The sequence below is a fragment of the Variovorax atrisoli genome, assembly GCF_014195185.1.
Lineage (GTDB): Bacteria > Pseudomonadota > Gammaproteobacteria > Burkholderiales > Burkholderiaceae_C > Variovorax > Variovorax atrisoli.
In genome coordinates, this window is record NZ_JACIBG010000007.1 from 121,742 (window position 1) to 135,701 (window position 13,960).

Here is a 13,960-nt window from a genome sequence, read left to right on the forward strand (position 1 = left end):
TGAGCACCAGTGGTATACCACTTGACGACCAACAGACGACACGCCTATGCTTCGCCCCATGACACCTACCAAGACAGTGAATGTGCTGGTCCCGACCGGCGCCCTGGGCGCAGGCATTCAGGAGGCCGACGTTGCCGCAGGCCTGGCAGCCGGCGCCCACGCCATCGCCTGCGACGCGGGCTCCACGGACAGCGGCCCGGCCTATCTGGCGACGGGCCGCTGCAAGTACTCCCGCGCGGCCGTGAAGACCGATCTGGCAGTGCTGATGAAGGCACGCGAGCGGGCGGGCATCCCCCTGCTCATCGGCTCGTGCGGAACTTCCGGATGCGACAGTGCGCTCGACTGGACCCGCGACATCGCGCTGGAGATCGCCGCCGAATGCGGCCTGTCCCCGCGCATCGCCGTGCTCTATTCGGAGCAGCGACCTGCCGGACTGCGCGATGCCGCACTGCAAGGGCGCATTCGGCCGCTGCCGCCGCTGGACGCGGTCGATCCCGAAGCATTCGAGCGCTGCGACCACATCGTTGCCTTGATGGGCCCGGAGCCCTACATCGAAGCCCTGCGCGCGGGCGCCGACATCGTGCTTGGCGGGCGCACCACCGACACCGCCGTGCTCGCCGCCGTTCCGCTCATGCACGGCATGCACGCTGGCGCCGCCTGGCATGCAGGCAAGACCGCCGAGTGCGGTGGCCTGTGCACCGTGAGCACCCGCGACGGCGGCGTGATGATCCGCGTGGGCCAGGACCACTTCGACGTCGAGCCGCTGCGCACCGGCAACCGCTGTACGCCCTACACGGTCTCCGCGCACATGCTCTACGAGAACGCCGACCCCTTCCTGCTGCATGAACCGGGCGGCGTGCTGGACGTGAGGCATGTGCAGTACCAGGCCCTCGACGAGCGCAGCGTGCGCGTCACCGGCTCGCACTTCGAGCGCGGCCGCTACACCATGAAGCTTGAAGGTGCCGCGGCCACCGCCTTCCAGACGCTGATGCTGGTGGGAATCCGCGATCCCAAGGTTCTCGCCGCCCTGCCCCGTTTCCTCACGCAGATGCAGGCGGCGCTGACCCAGCGCGTGCGCGAGACGATGGGCGCATCGGCGGGGGACTACAGCATTTCATTGCGCCCCTATGGCTGGAACGCCGTCAGCGGCAGTCCCGAGCCGCATGTGCCGGTCGAGGTCGGCCTGATGTTCGTCGCCACCGCCGCCACGCAGGAGCAGGCCACGCAGATCGCGAAGACCTGCAACCCGTTGTTCTTCCACATGCCACTGGAGCGCGAGATGGAGTTGCCCAGCTATGCCTTTCCCTTCTCGCCCGCCGAGGTGGAACGCGGCGCCGTCTACGAGTTCAGCCTGAACCACGTGGTGGAAGTGGACGACCCGCTGGAGCGCGTGCGCATCGCCTACGTGCAGGCACCGGAGGTGCTCCATGCCTAGGCTTGCCGACGTCTGCCGCCACATCCGCTCGAAGAACGCGGGGCCCTTCTGGATCACCGTGGACCTGTTCTTCGCCGATGCGCAGGCCTATGCGCGCTGGGTCGACGCCCCTGCGCTGCAGGCCGACGCGCTGGCGCCGCTCTTCGGCATCGCGTCCGCCGACGTCAAGCGCTTCGCGATCCCAGACCTGTGCGTGCTCAAGCTCTCCTACCCGCGCCAGCAACCGCAGGGCGGCGCGCTGGAGCGCGACATGCACGGCGGGCAGCAGTATGTGCGGCTGCTGGACCTGGCGCTCTGAACAGCGCCACTGCGGTTGACCTGCCGCCTTCTTGAATCATCAGAACGAACCTGGAGACTTGCAGAATGACCCCCACCCCCCTGACGCGGCGCCGGCTGATGCGCGACACGCTGGCGATCGCGGCCGCCGGCCTGCCCCTGATGGGCCGCGCGCAGGCCGACTGGCCCGCGCGACCCATCCGCATCCTGATCGGGACGCCGCCCGGTGACTCCAGCGACGCGAGCGCCCGGCAGATCGCGCAGCGCCTGGCCGCGATCCTGGGCCAGCCAGTCTTCGTCGACAACAAACCCGGCGCCCATGGCTTCATCGTCGGCGACCTGGCCAAGTCGGCACCGAAGGACGGCTACACGCTCATGCTGTCGTCGGGCGGGCAGATGGCGATCAATCCTTCGCTGTACAAGAAGATGCCCTACGACCCGGTGAAGGACTTCGTCCCGGTCGCGCAGATCAACAACGGCTTTCTCTACCTGGCCGTCAACAACTCGTTGCCGGTGAGAGACCTGAAGGAGTTCATCGCCTACGTGAAGGCACGACCCGGCAAGCTCAGCTATGGCTCGGGCGGCAACGGCACCACGCAGCACCTCACGATGGAGCTGCTGAAGACTCGGGCAGACCTGCAGATCGCCCACATTCCGTACCGCGGCTCGCCGCTGGTCCTGCAGGACCTGCTCGGCGGGCAGATCGCCTGCGCCTTCGACGCCGGCGCGTCCATCCTGCCGCAGGCGCGCCAGGGCAAGGTCCGGCTGCTGGGCATCACCAGCCCCACGCGCGTGGCCTCGACGCCCGACCTGCCGACATTCCAGGAACAGGGCATGGCAGGCTTCGAGGCGCGCGTCTGGTCCGGCCTGTTTGCACCCGCGGGCACGCCGCCACAGGTGGTCCAGCGGCTCAACGCCGCGATGGACCAGGTGCTGCGCGACGAGGAATTCGTCGAGTTCATCCGCAAGAGCGGCGGAGAGCCTGCCGGTGGCAGCAGCGAGGCCTTCGGTCGCTTCCTCTCCAGCGAGATCGCGCGCTGGGCGCCGGTGGTGCGCGAGTCGGGCGCGCAGGTCGATTGATGGCCTCGTCCGAAGCGCGCACGCGAGATCGGCTGGCTCGGAACGGCACCTCGGCGCTACCCCGGTCCACGCCGGCGGAAGAGCGTCTCTCTGCGGCGGGCATCCTCGGTTTCGTCGATGCCGTCGAGTCGGGCGGCCTTGAACTGCACAGCTTCATGCTGGCCCGCCATGGCCGTGTCGTGGCCGAAGGCTGGTGGCACCCGTACAGTGCCGACCGGGTGCACATGCTGCACTCCGTCACCAAGGCGCTGACGGCCACCGGCGTCGGACTGGCAATCCAGGAGGGGCTGTTCGCCCTGGACGATCCGGTACTGGCATATTTTCCGGAGAAGGCCGCGATTGCGGCGTCTGCGAACCTGCGCGCGATGACGGTGCGCGACCTCCTGACGCAGTGCAGCGGCCATGACCGGGGCACCTCGGGATCGCAATGGCGGAGCATCACGACGAGCTGGATCGACGAGTTCCTGAAGATCCCGGTTCCGCACGTGCCCGGCACCCATTTCCAGTATTCGAGCGCCACCAGCTTCATGCTGTCAGCGCTGGTGACGCGCACGGCCGGTGTCCCGCTGCACGACTTCCTGGTGCCGCGCCTGTTCGCGCCGCTGGGCATCACCTCGGTGCGCTGGGATATCGGCCCCGAGAGCATCAATCCCGGCGGCAACGGAGCCAGCGCCACCACCGAGGACCTGCTCAAGCTCGCCGTGCTTCACGCGAACAAGGGGATGTGGAATGGCCACCAAATCCTTTCAGAGTCGTGGGTGGAAGCGGTGGGCCAGGGTGCGCCCGGCAGACCCTATGGCCTGCATTGGTGGGCGCTGCCCGGGCGCCCCGGCTTCTATGCATTCGGCGCCTTCGGCCAATACGCGTTCGTGCTGCCGGAGCACGGGCTGTCGCTGGCGATCACCGGAGCGGTGCCCGGGTCCATCAGCCGCCCCGACGTGGGTATCCCGCCGCTGGTATGGGAGCATCTGCCGAAGATCCTCGCGGGCCCTGATGCCGATCCTGGCCACGCAAAGGAACTGGCCGATCGCCTCTCGTCCCTGTTCCTGTCGATCGCGCCCCACTCCGTCGCTGCGGGGTGCGCAGAAGCGATCCACGGCATCCGCTTCGAAGCCTCGCCCAACGAGCCCGGCGTGGTCGCGGCCACCGTGCGCTTCGATGGGTCGACACGCTGCCAGCTCGTCCTGGAAACCGCGGCGGGCACGCATGCCATCGACGCCGGCCTGCTCAGGCTCTGTGTCGAAGGCGAGACCACCCTGCCGGGCATGGGCTTGCACCACGGCTACGATCCCGACCGACTTATGACGATGGCTGCCGCGGGTTGGAGCGCCCCGGATACCTTGACCATCAATTGCCAGTACGTGGAGACGGCATTCCGCGATCGGTTTGTCCTGACGTTCGGCAGCGACCACCTGGTGCTGGAGCGCACCGTCAACGTCAACGGGGGCACGACGAGCCTGCCGGCGATTCGGCTGCGAAGATAGGCCTGACCCATGAGGTGAAAGCAATGGCGGACGAGTACGAATTGCCGCCAGTTCGATGAACTCGCATCACGATTCGCTGCAAAGCAACTGAGGTGTTCTGCACCGTGAAAGCAGAGCGTGCGAACTTCAGACCTCCTGGTCCGGACGGCGTCCCTCAGCTCCTCTTTGCGAATCATCGGTCCCAGTAGAGCCGCATGACAGCGCATTCGGGCGAACCTTGACGGCGACGGACTACAAGCGACTTCGGGCAGACCTTTCATTCTTCGTGCGCAACACCACTGAAGGAACCCGATGGCCGAAGAAGCCGACCCCGCTGCTTTCATTGACTGGTTGGCGGCGGAAGCTGCCGCCTACACGGCCATCCACCAGCTTCACCAGCACACACAGGGCGGACGCCGGAGCATTCCGAACCACCGCATCGAGCAGATTGCCAAGCTGCGCAAGGAGGCGGATCTTCGATTCGCCAGCCTGGCGAGGACGTCGGGCGCGACATTGCCACAGCCCGCCACGATCGCGCCAGTGCGGCGCACGCACAGGTCACGCCCGGCCCTCGAGCTGTTCTCGCGGGTGCCTGTCGACCGGCCGAGGATCACCCCGGACAGCGTCTGCGCACCTGAAGGCGCGTGATTTCGCGCTGTTCCTCCCGCCATCCCGCCCGTTGCCCGGGGCCTGATGAAGATCGCCACATTCAACGTCAACGGCGTCAACAGTCGCCTTGAGCGCCTGCTCGAATGGCTGGCCGAATCGAAGCCGGATGTCGCATGCCTGCAGGAACTCAAGAGGCCCGATGGCAACCTGCCCATCGATGCGATCCACGGCGCGGGCTACGGCATCGTCGCATTCGGGCAGCGCGCATGGAACGGAGTCGCCATCCTCGCGCGCGGAAAAACTCCGATCGACACCGGACGTGGGCTGCCGGGCATGGAAGCCGACACGCAGAGCCGCTACATCGAGGCGGTGGTCGACGGCGTGCTGATCGGCTGCCTCTACCTTCCCAACGGCAATCCGCAGCCGGGGCCGAAGTTCGACTACAAGCTGAAGTGGTTCGAAGCCTTCAACAGGCATGCGAAGAAGCTCTTCGCGAGCGGCATGCCCGTCGTACTGGCCGGCGACTACAACGTCGTGCCGACCGATGCCGACATCTACAACCCGGCCTCATGGCAAGACGACGCACTGCTGCAGCCCGAAAGCCGGGCGGCGTTCGCAAAGCTTCTCAAGCAAGGCTGGACCGATGCGATCCGCACGTGCCATCCTGAGCGCGTGCCGTTCACCTTCTGGACGTACTGGCGCAACCGCTACCCACGCGACGCCGGACTTCGCATCGACCATTTGCTGCTGAACGCGGAACTCGCGCCGATGCTTCGCAGTGCTGGCGTGGACCGCGACGTGCGCGGGCGCACCGGCGCGAGCGACCATGCGCCGGTGTGGATCGAACTCGACATGCCCAAGGCGTAGACAAACGCGCCTGCATCGGCGAGGTTCTCGGCGGCACACAGACTGCGCACGGCGAACGTTGTCTAGAGATTCGCGGCGAAAGGCGCGGCGATGGGCCTATCTCCTGTACCCAAGCCGCTTCATCGCTTCAGCCAGCGGCTGGCGCTTCTTCCAGTAGCCCTCCCAGGGATCCACCGTCTGGAAGGAAAGGTACTCCCGCGCGGTTCGGATGTTCCATTGCGACCCGCTCTTGAGCTGTACCAGTTCGTCCCAGGCCACCGGCATCGACACGCCCAGTCCGGGCCTCGCCCGCGCGGAGAACGCCACCGCCGTCGTCGCACCATGGCCATTGCGCAGGTAGTCGACGAAGAGCTTGCCGACACGATTGCTCGGCCCGCTCTTGGCCACAAAGCGTGTCGGGATCGTTCGTGCCAGGTGCTGGACGATCGCCTGCGAGAAGCCCTTGACGGTCTCGTAGTCGTAGCGCGGTGCCAGCGGGACGACCACGTGCAGACCCTTGCCGCCGCTGGTCTTGAGCCACGCCTGCAGGCCGAGGGCATCGAGCAGCGCGCGCACCAGCGTCGCAGCCTCCTGCACATGTTCCCAGCTCGTTCCTTCGCCGGGGTCCAGGTCGAACACCATCCTGTCGGGCCTATCGATGTTCTTCGCGGTGGAATTCCACGTATGGAACTCGATGACGTTCATCTGCGCCGCACCTGCCAGCGCCTGGGCGCTGCCGATCTCGAGCAGCGCCGCATGGCCGGGCCACAGGTCTTCGGGCAGTTCGGTGATGCCGGGAATGCCGATCTTCTCGCCATGCTTCTGGAAGAAAAGCTCTCCGCCGACACCGGTGGGCCCGCGCACGAGAGAGCAGGGCCGTCCCTTCAGATGGGGCAGGATGAATTGCGCGATGGACTCGTAGTAGCGCACCAGGTCCAGCTTGGTGGCGCCAGTGGCCGCGTCGATCACGCGCTCGCCATGGCTCACCTTGACGGAGGTGGCAGACGGTCCACCGGCCTTCGTGCCAACCGGCGCGGCGGACGTCCCGAGCTGCCGGGGCCGCTCGCGCACGATGACCTTCGCCGGCTTGTCGTCGCGCAGTCCGATGAAGGAGGCGTGCCGGATCTGATCGTCCGGCGTCCACTCGGCAAAGCTCACCTCCGCCAGCAGCCGCGGCTTCACCCAACGCTCGCTGCCCACCTTGCGCCTGGACCAGCGGCCCGGCCTCGGGTCGCCCTTGTCGAACGGGGACGTGGCCGCGGCAAGCGGCAGCAGCCTCTGCTTGAGCTCGCTGGCCTCCTCGCTGCTCCAGCCGGTGCCGACACTTCCCACGGACACCAGCTTGCCGCGGTCATCGTGGATGCCCAGCAGGAGGCTTCCGACCTGGTCGGTGCGGTCCGTCCGGTCGGTGTAGCCGCAGATCACGAACTCCTGCCGCAGCTTGCACTTCAGCTTGAGCCAGGTTTCGCTGCGCCGGGAAACGTACGGCGCATCGGCGCGTTTCGCGATCACGCCCTCCATCTGCATCCGGCACGCGGAGCGCAGCAGCGATGCGGGATCGGCTTCGAAGTTGTCGCTGAAGCGCACGTGCTCGGTGGCTTTTTCCGCGAGGAAGTCGCGCAGCAGATGCCGGCGTTGCGACAGGGGCAGCGAGCGCAGGTCGTGCCCCTCGAAGAAGGGCACGTCGAAGACGAAGAACACGATGTGCTCGGCACCCTGGCCGCGGTCGAAGGCGTTTTGCAGCGCGTTGAAGTCCGGTGCGCCGCTGTCCCCGAGCACGACGATCTCTCCATCCAGGAAGCTCGCGTGAAGGCCCAGGCCGGCGAGCTCCTGCGCCAGCGTCGGCATGCGTGCCGACCAGTCGTGCCCGCCGCGGGTGATGAGCGCGACCTTGCGCCTGTCGAACCGCGCCATCAACCGGTAGCCATCGAACTTGATCTCGAACAGCCATTCGCCGCCTGCAGGGACGCCAGCGGCGAGGGTTGCCAGTTGCGGCTTGATCTCGGCGGGAAGCGCCGTCTTGCGCGCCGGCCTGAGTGGTCCTGACGCCTTCCCGGCGCGCTTCGCCGCAGGCGCATCCGTCTCGCGGCGGGTCGGCCGGAGGGGCTTGGCGATGACGCTGTCCGGCAGGGCCGTGATCACGTCGTACTCGGCATGGGCGCGCGCGAAGGCATCCTTCTTCTTGAACAGGATCCAGGGCTCCTGACGCTCGCCGCCCTTGGCGATCTTCACGAGCTCCCACAATCCTTCGAGCTTCTGGCCGTGCAGCCGGAACACCAGCTTCCCGGCGGCCAGGCCCGCGCGGGGGTCGCCCACAGGCTCCCACGTGCCGTTGTCCCAGACGATGACGGTTCCTGCGCCGTACTGCCTGGGCGGGATCGTGCCTTCAAATGAGGAATAGGAGATCGGATGGTCTTCCACATGGATGGCCATCCGCTTTTCCTTCGGGTCGAAGCTCGGCCCCTTGGGCACGGCCCAGGACACCATCACCCCGTCGAGTTCGAGCCGGAAGTCGTAGTGCAGCCGCGAAGCGGCATGCTTTTGCACCACGAAGGTCAACGCGTGCGGGCTGGGCCGGCCACCATCGGCAGGCTCCGCGGTGACGGCGAAGTTCCGCTTGGCCTTGTACGTGGACAGCGCATCGTTCTTGGCCATCGGGCGTCCCTCTCCGGGCCGGAGCGCGTGTTCAGGCCGCCTTGCGGGTGGGGGCTGCCGCCTTCTTCGAAGCCGTCTTCGAAGCGGTCTTCGAAGCGGTCTTGCGCGCGGTGCCGCTCGACTTGCCAGCCGCCTTGGCACCGCGCTTCCTCGCGGCGGGAGCGTCGGCCCTGGAAGCCTTGCCACCCTTGAGACTGCGCTGGAGCAGCTCGGTCAGGTCGATCACGTTCGAGCTGTCCTCGGGCGCGTCTTCCTCGGGCTCGATCACGGTCTCGGTGTCCCCGGCCTTGACCTTCTTCTGAACGATCTTCATGACGGCGCTTTTGAACTCGTCCTTGAAGTCCTCCGGTTTCCACTTGCCGGACATGCTGTCGACCAGCTGCTCGGCCATCTTCATCTCCGCCGCACTCACGTTGGCGCCCTTCACGCCCGCGGCTGGCAGATCGAGGCCTTCCAGCGTCTTGACCTCGTCGCCCCACCGCAGCAGGTTCAGCACCATCGCCCTGCCGGAGGGCACCAGCACCGCCAGATGCTGCTTGGTGGCGATCACCACCTTGGCCAGGCCGACCTTGCCCGTCTTCAGGAGCACCTCCCGCAACAGTGCATAGACCTTCTGGCCCTTGTTGATCGGCGCGACGTAGTAAGGGCGTTCCAGATACAGGAAGGGAAGCTCCTGCGCATCGATGAAGCGCTGGATCTCGATCGTCTGGGTGGTGCGCGGGTAGACGGCTTCGATCTCCTCGGGCGAGATCACCACGTACTTGCCGTCTTCATACTCGAAGCCCTTGACGATGTTGTCCTTGTCGATCTCCCGACCGGTCCTCTTGTTGATCCGCTTGTAGCCGACCGGGTCCATGCTGCGCTTGTCCAGCCAGTCGAAATCGATGCCCTGCTCGACGCTGGCGGTGTGCAGACCTACCGGGATGTGGACGAGTCCGAAAGTGATGGCGCCTTTCCAGAGGGTTCTGCTGCCAGTAGCCATGTCGAGTTCCTTTTCAGCCGCGCAAGAGATCGTCGTGGCGTCGCCACCTCGAGCGCTACTTTCGCGGCTGCGGCCGCAGGATGCTGTGGGACATCGGCGGTCGCAATGGCAGGACAGCGACTCTCCTCACCCGCCATTGCCGGCGCGTGGACGAAGCTGGCAGGGCCCTCATTGAACCGCGACTGCCCGCTCTCCATGGGGCTTTCCAAACGCGTGAGCAGGCATCTCGGTGTGGTCGCCCGGAGTCGACGCGATCCCGCGGGGCCGTGCCCGCACAAATACCGCGTCGAACGCGGGTCAGCTCCTGCGATGCAGCTTCGCACGCGCGGCCGGGTGCTCGACCTCCAACCCTGAAACGCCATGAAGGAAGAGTTGGGTCGCAATGGGTGCCATCTCCGCATGCGTAAGGCGCCCGTTGGGCTGAAACCAGGTGAACATCCAGTTCAGCATTCCGAAGAGGAACATCGTCAGCAGCTTGGGGAGTTGCGTGCTGTCCAGGTCGGGGCGAGCTGCAACGACGGCGTCCGAGAACACCCGGACCACTGTGCGCTCCTTGTCGAGCACGCACGCCTGCGCCTCGGCATCCAGAAAGCGTACGTCTTCGGTGAGGACCCGATGCTCGTTCTGCGCCTCGGCGTATTCGAGCATGAACGCCTCGATGAGCTCGGGCAACCTGCGTTCAGGAGCCAGCCCCAGGGACTCCACCCCCGTGACGATATCTGCGAGACGCGAAACGTGGCCGTCAACGATGTGGAACAACACCTCGGCCTTGTCCTTGAAGTGGTGGTACAGCCCTGGCTTCGAGAGGTGACTGGCTTCTGCAATCTCGTTCATGGAGGTGGCCGCATAGCCTTTGCGAGCGAACAACTCAGCCGCCTTCCTTGAGATCAAGGTGCGCTGTTCGTTGGTTCGGGACGAGATCTGGTCAACGCTCATGGATGGAAATGATGGCCCTGGGCGAACGCGCTCAGTCGGTGGCCGAATGATAGGGGTTTGTCCCGACGGCCCCGCGCTTGCGTGCGTTCCAACGACTACGGTAGCCTCGCGATGTTTTCGGACCGACCGGTCGGTCGCTAATCGGAAAACACTGGACCGAGAGAAGCCAGCCGCAGCTGGTACGCGACACCAACTCAAACAACTGGAGACAACCATGCGCGATGAACCCTTACCTCATGCCTTGCTGTTGAGCGGGCTAGTGATTGCAGCGAGTCTGTCGTTGCAAGGCTGTGGCGGCGGCGGCGGCAATACACCGGCTTCCGTGTTTGCACCCATTCCTGCTCCCGCACCGGCGCCAGCCCCGGAATCGGTGCCAGCCCCCGCACCGGCAGTGGCGCCCGCGCCCGCACCGGTTGCCGGGCCGACGGCGGAACAGCTGAAAGCCACCTGCAACGCCTTGACCGGCCAAGTCATCGCAGGAGTAAGCGTCACGAAAACCACGCGCTTCGAAGCGGTGGACACAGTGAGTTCATCCGGCTTCTGCCAGGTGCTCGGTACTCGAGCGCCCTATCTCGACATCGAAGTCGACGTGCCCGACAACTGGACAGGGCGCTACTGGCAACAAGGCGGTGGTGGTTTCGATGGTCGCATCCCCTCTGCGCTGACGACCGACTCCAAGGGCACACTCACATCGCTCAGTCCTGCTGTCGCGCTCAAGGCAGCGGTCTACGCCGCGTCGAACGGTGGCAACCGCGCATCCGTGCCTGCGCAGGCAGCTCCGTCAGTGTGGGGAAACGGAACCCCGGAGGGGCGCCAGTCGGCAACGGACTATGCGTACCAGGCCTTGGGCACGACGGTCTACTTCGGCAAGGCGGTCGCCAAGGCCTTCTTCGGCTCAGCCCCGACGCACAGCTACTTCAACGGCTGCTCCAACGGTGGCCGGAACGCCTACATTGCGGCGCAGCGCTGGCCTGAGGAGTTCGACGGCATCGTGTCCGGTTGCGAGACGATGGACATGACTGGACAGACGAGCGCATGGCTGCAGGCCGCTTCCTATTCCGGGACGGCTGCCGCCCTGAGCAGTGCGCAGAACAATGCGGCCTGGTCCGCAGCGCTGTCCGCGTGCGACTCGCTCGATGGCGTGACGGACGGGGTCATCGGCAATCCGCAGGCATGCAGATTCGACCCCGCCACCCTTCAATGCGGCGCTGCCGGGGCGAACAGCGACCCCTCGATATGCCTGACGGCTGCCCAGGTCACGACGATGAAATCCTTCATCACGGACCTGAAGCTTCAGAACGGAACCACCGTCCTGTCCGGCTACTCATGGGCCAAAGGTCTGGGCCAGGGTTGGGGCGGACTCGGCGGCGGCTTCGCCCTGCTGGCAAGTGGAGACCCTGCATGGCTGACGTCGGCCCGACAGTCCGGGTTCCAGCTGGAATCCGACTACTACATGCTTGGCAGCGGCCTCTCGCGAATCGGCGCCGACCACGACAAGGCTGCCATCGCCGCCTTCATCATGGCGGGCAAGAAGCTCATCTCCTGGCACGATGGCAGCGATGGCCTCCTGTCGCCAAACGACCATTACCGCAACTGGACGACCATGACGGGCATCGCCAGGTTCAACGGCCTTGCCGACCCGGCCACCGCAACGCGCTTCTTCATCGTTCCGGGCGGCAGCCACTCCGCCGGACAAGGCCTGCAGGAAGTGGACTGGGCCAGTTCCATCATGGAATGGGTCGAGAACGGTGTGGCTCCCACTCAGATGACATACACGTTCAAAAGCGGGACGACGACGCGCAGCATGCCTGTCTGCCAGTACCCCCAGTACCCGAAGTACAGCGGCGCCGGGGACGTGAATGCAGCCACCAGCTATTCCTGCACGTCATGAGCCACAGCAGCGCAGCGTGAGGGGCAAAGGTCTCGCGCGATCTTCAGCATGCTGAACGGCCTCGCTCGCCATGTCGAAGCAGCACATCGCAGGGACCACTATCTCTCGTGGTTCAGCCACGTCTGGCCGCGCGCATAGAGCGCCTCGACCTCCGCCCCCTGCAGCTGCGGCATGTCGCGCTTCACGGCATAGCCGATCTGGGTCTGGACATAGGCCAGGTGACGATAGCCTGCGGGAAAGGCAGCCAGGCGGTCGGTGTCGAGTTGCAGCGGCACGGCGGGATCGACGGGGTCGATGCGGTCTTTCTCGTAGATGGGCTGGCGAACGACCAGGCCCCAGCGGCCGTCGCGCTTCTCGAGGAAATCGTAGAAGCGCCCCGTGCACACCACGTCGCAGAGCACGCGCTGAACCTCCGCGCGCTGCGAGATCGTCATCTTGGTTTGCGCAATGGCGCGCTCGCCCGCCAGATCGATCGACGTGCCGCCGAGGAAATGCAGGATGCTCACTCCCTTGGCCATGCCCTCCTGGGTGACCCGGATGAATTCGCGCGCAGGCCCCTGGAACCAGGTCGCGTGCATGAAGCCGTCGTCGTGCCACACAGTGGCGAAGCGCTTCCAGTCGCCGGCATCGCGCCATACGGCCCAGTTCTCGAGGAGCTCGCGGATTGCGAGCTTGTCGCTCCATGCATCGGTCATGTCCATGTTCCTGTTCGATTCCAAAAAAACTCAACGTGGCGGCAGCGAGCCGGTCTTGCCGGTGCGCAGGCGATAGACCTTGCCTGCGCCGACGGTGGCCACATACAGCGTGCCCGCTTCCGGCCCCCGCCCGAATCCCAGGTTGACCGGGCTTTCGTTGTGGGGCAGCGCAAGGCGCGCAGCCAGCACACCGCCCGGCGTCATCACATAGATGCCGGGTCCCGACGCGGCGCCGGGCAGCGCGAGGTACACGTTGCCTTCGCTGTCGGTCGCCATTCCGTCGACACAGCCTGACTTCTGAAGATCGAGCAACACGCGCGGCGCCCCCGGCCGGCCGGCCTCATCGAGCGGATACGCGACGAGGCCGCCCGCGCCGGTCCGGTCGAGCGCCGCCTGCCCCTGCTCGCCGAGCGCATTCGTACCAGGGTCGCACAAGCCCACGTAGAGGGTACGCTGGTCGGGCGAGAGCTCGATGCCGTTCATCTTCGAGTTGTCGCCCAGGATGCGCGTGAGCGGCCACAGCCCCTTGGCGCCGGGCCCGGGCGGGTCGATCCTGTAGACGGCGTTGATGCGCTGCTCGATCGTTTCGGGGCCGAAGAGGCGAAGGTCCGAGAAATAGATGCGGCCCGCACGATCGATCGCCACGTCATTGGGTGCGTTGAACTGGCGGTTCTCGTGGAAGTAGGCGACCACGCGGTAGGCGCCGGTGCGCAGGTCGGTGATGGAGACGCGGCGCCCGCCGTAGTCGGCGCCCTCGGCGGTGACCATCCGGTCCTGTGCGTCGATGGCCAGGCCGGCGGCCATGTTGCTGGGCTCGCGGAAGATGCGCGGCCTGCCGCCGGGCGGCACGACCCAGATGCGGCCACCCTGCACGCCACCCGCGTCGGAGCAGCCGACCGAACGCGTGATCTCGGTGAAGTACACGCTGCCATCCGAGGCGCTCGCGATGCCTTCCATCACACCGCAGCCTCCCGAATGAACGAGCTCGAAGCTCGGTGCGGGGAAGAACTCCTGCTGCCGCGCCGGTGTCGGCACTTCAGCGTGGCTTTGCAGGACGCACAGCAGCGCCGCAAGGATCATCGGCAGTCGCAT

The 13,960-nt window shown here is 66.2% G+C and carries 12 protein-coding genes; 7 read left to right on the forward strand and 5 right to left on the reverse strand.

What is annotated here, in order from left to right:
• The first annotated feature begins 58 nt into the window (after window positions 1-58).
• The 6 genes from FHY06_RS23630 (at window position 59) to FHY06_RS23655 (ending at window position 5,730) form a co-directional block, all read left to right on the forward strand.
• On the forward strand, window positions 59-1,435 hold the full coding sequence (locus FHY06_RS23630; RefSeq protein ID WP_260310621.1) for an acyclic terpene utilization AtuA family protein: 1,377 nt from the start codon (window positions 59-61) through the stop codon (window positions 1,433-1,435).
• Complete coding sequence (locus FHY06_RS23635) at window positions 1,428-1,733, forward strand: DUF4387 domain-containing protein (RefSeq protein WP_184606481.1); 306 nt, start codon at window positions 1,428-1,430, stop codon at window positions 1,731-1,733. The genes FHY06_RS23630 and FHY06_RS23635 overlap by 8 nt, the downstream gene beginning before the upstream one ends.
• A gap of 65 nt (window positions 1,734-1,798) precedes the next feature.
• Complete coding sequence (locus FHY06_RS23640) at window positions 1,799-2,791, forward strand: Bug family tripartite tricarboxylate transporter substrate binding protein (RefSeq protein ID WP_184606482.1); 993 nt, start codon at window positions 1,799-1,801, stop codon at window positions 2,789-2,791.
• Window positions 2,791-4,275: a serine hydrolase domain-containing protein gene (locus FHY06_RS23645; RefSeq protein ID WP_184606483.1), complete on the forward strand. Its 1,485-nt coding sequence runs from the start codon at window positions 2,791-2,793 to the stop codon at window positions 4,273-4,275. Before FHY06_RS23640 ends, FHY06_RS23645 begins: the two co-directional genes overlap by 1 nt.
• A 291-nt stretch (window positions 4,276-4,566) precedes the next feature.
• A complete protein-coding gene (locus tag FHY06_RS23650) occupies window positions 4,567-4,902 on the forward strand; it encodes a hypothetical protein (protein ID WP_184606484.1) in 336 nt (111 codons plus the stop codon).
• A 45-nt stretch (window positions 4,903-4,947) separates the two neighbouring features.
• Window positions 4,948-5,730, forward strand: coding sequence for an exodeoxyribonuclease III (locus FHY06_RS23655; RefSeq protein WP_184606485.1), 783 nt, complete (start codon window positions 4,948-4,950; stop codon window positions 5,728-5,730).
• Between the two features lie 96 nt (window positions 5,731-5,826).
• Here FHY06_RS23655 and ligD read toward each other — a convergent pair whose 3' ends face one another.
• The 3 genes from ligD to FHY06_RS23670 all read right to left on the reverse strand — a co-directional run bounded on the left by ligD (window position 5,827) and on the right by FHY06_RS23670 (window position 10,282).
• Window positions 5,827-8,364, reverse strand: coding sequence for a DNA ligase D (gene ligD, locus FHY06_RS23660; protein ID WP_184606486.1), 2,538 nt, complete (start codon window positions 8,362-8,364; stop codon window positions 5,827-5,829).
• A 31-nt stretch (window positions 8,365-8,395) separates the two neighbouring features.
• Complete coding sequence (gene ku, locus FHY06_RS23665) at window positions 8,396-9,346, reverse strand: non-homologous end joining protein Ku (protein ID WP_184606487.1); 951 nt, start codon at window positions 9,344-9,346, stop codon at window positions 8,396-8,398.
• A gap of 297 nt (window positions 9,347-9,643) precedes the next feature.
• Complete coding sequence (locus FHY06_RS23670) at window positions 9,644-10,282, reverse strand: TetR/AcrR family transcriptional regulator (protein ID WP_132753068.1); 639 nt, start codon at window positions 10,280-10,282, stop codon at window positions 9,644-9,646.
• Window positions 10,283-10,496: 214 nt separating this feature from the next.
• On the opposite strand from FHY06_RS23670, the gene FHY06_RS23675 reads away from it, so the two are divergent.
• On the forward strand, window positions 10,497-12,173 hold the full coding sequence (locus FHY06_RS23675) for a tannase/feruloyl esterase family alpha/beta hydrolase (RefSeq protein ID WP_184606488.1): 1,677 nt from the start codon (window positions 10,497-10,499) through the stop codon (window positions 12,171-12,173).
• A 98-nt stretch (window positions 12,174-12,271) separates the two neighbouring features.
• On the opposite strand, the gene FHY06_RS23680 is transcribed toward FHY06_RS23675, so the two are convergent.
• Window positions 12,272-12,868, reverse strand: coding sequence for a nuclear transport factor 2 family protein (locus FHY06_RS23680; RefSeq protein ID WP_184606702.1), 597 nt, complete (start codon window positions 12,866-12,868; stop codon window positions 12,272-12,274).
• Between the two features lie 30 nt (window positions 12,869-12,898).
• A complete protein-coding gene (locus FHY06_RS23685) occupies window positions 12,899-13,960 on the reverse strand; it encodes an SMP-30/gluconolactonase/LRE family protein (RefSeq protein ID WP_132753062.1) in 1,062 nt (353 codons plus the stop codon).

Bases quoted from the DNA above. Each gene is read 5' to 3' on its own strand.
- FHY06_RS23655 (WP_184606485.1), top strand. From the start codon at position 4,948: ATGAAGATCGCCACATTCAACGTCAACGGCGTCAACAGTCGCCTTGAG.
- FHY06_RS23685 (WP_132753062.1), bottom strand. From the start codon at position 13,960: ATGCGACTGCCGATGATCCTTGCGGCGCTGCTGTGCGTCCTGCAAAGC.
- ligD (WP_184606486.1), bottom strand. From the start codon at position 8,364: ATGGCCAAGAACGATGCGCTGTCCACGTACAAGGCCAAGCGGAACTTC.
- FHY06_RS23670 (WP_132753068.1), bottom strand. From the start codon at position 10,282: ATGAGCGTTGACCAGATCTCGTCCCGAACCAACGAACAGCGCACCTTG.
- FHY06_RS23645 (WP_184606483.1), top strand. From the start codon at position 2,791: ATGGCCTCGTCCGAAGCGCGCACGCGAGATCGGCTGGCTCGGAACGGC.
- FHY06_RS23630 (WP_260310621.1), top strand. From the start codon at position 59: ATGACACCTACCAAGACAGTGAATGTGCTGGTCCCGACCGGCGCCCTG.
- ku (WP_184606487.1), bottom strand. From the start codon at position 9,346: ATGGCTACTGGCAGCAGAACCCTCTGGAAAGGCGCCATCACTTTCGGA.
- FHY06_RS23650 (WP_184606484.1), top strand. From the start codon at position 4,567: ATGGCCGAAGAAGCCGACCCCGCTGCTTTCATTGACTGGTTGGCGGCG.
- FHY06_RS23680 (WP_184606702.1), bottom strand. From the start codon at position 12,868: ATGACCGATGCATGGAGCGACAAGCTCGCAATCCGCGAGCTCCTCGAG.
- FHY06_RS23635 (WP_184606481.1), top strand. From the start codon at position 1,428: ATGCCTAGGCTTGCCGACGTCTGCCGCCACATCCGCTCGAAGAACGCG.
- FHY06_RS23640 (WP_184606482.1), top strand. From the start codon at position 1,799: ATGACCCCCACCCCCCTGACGCGGCGCCGGCTGATGCGCGACACGCTG.
- FHY06_RS23675 (WP_184606488.1), top strand. From the start codon at position 10,497: ATGCGCGATGAACCCTTACCTCATGCCTTGCTGTTGAGCGGGCTAGTG.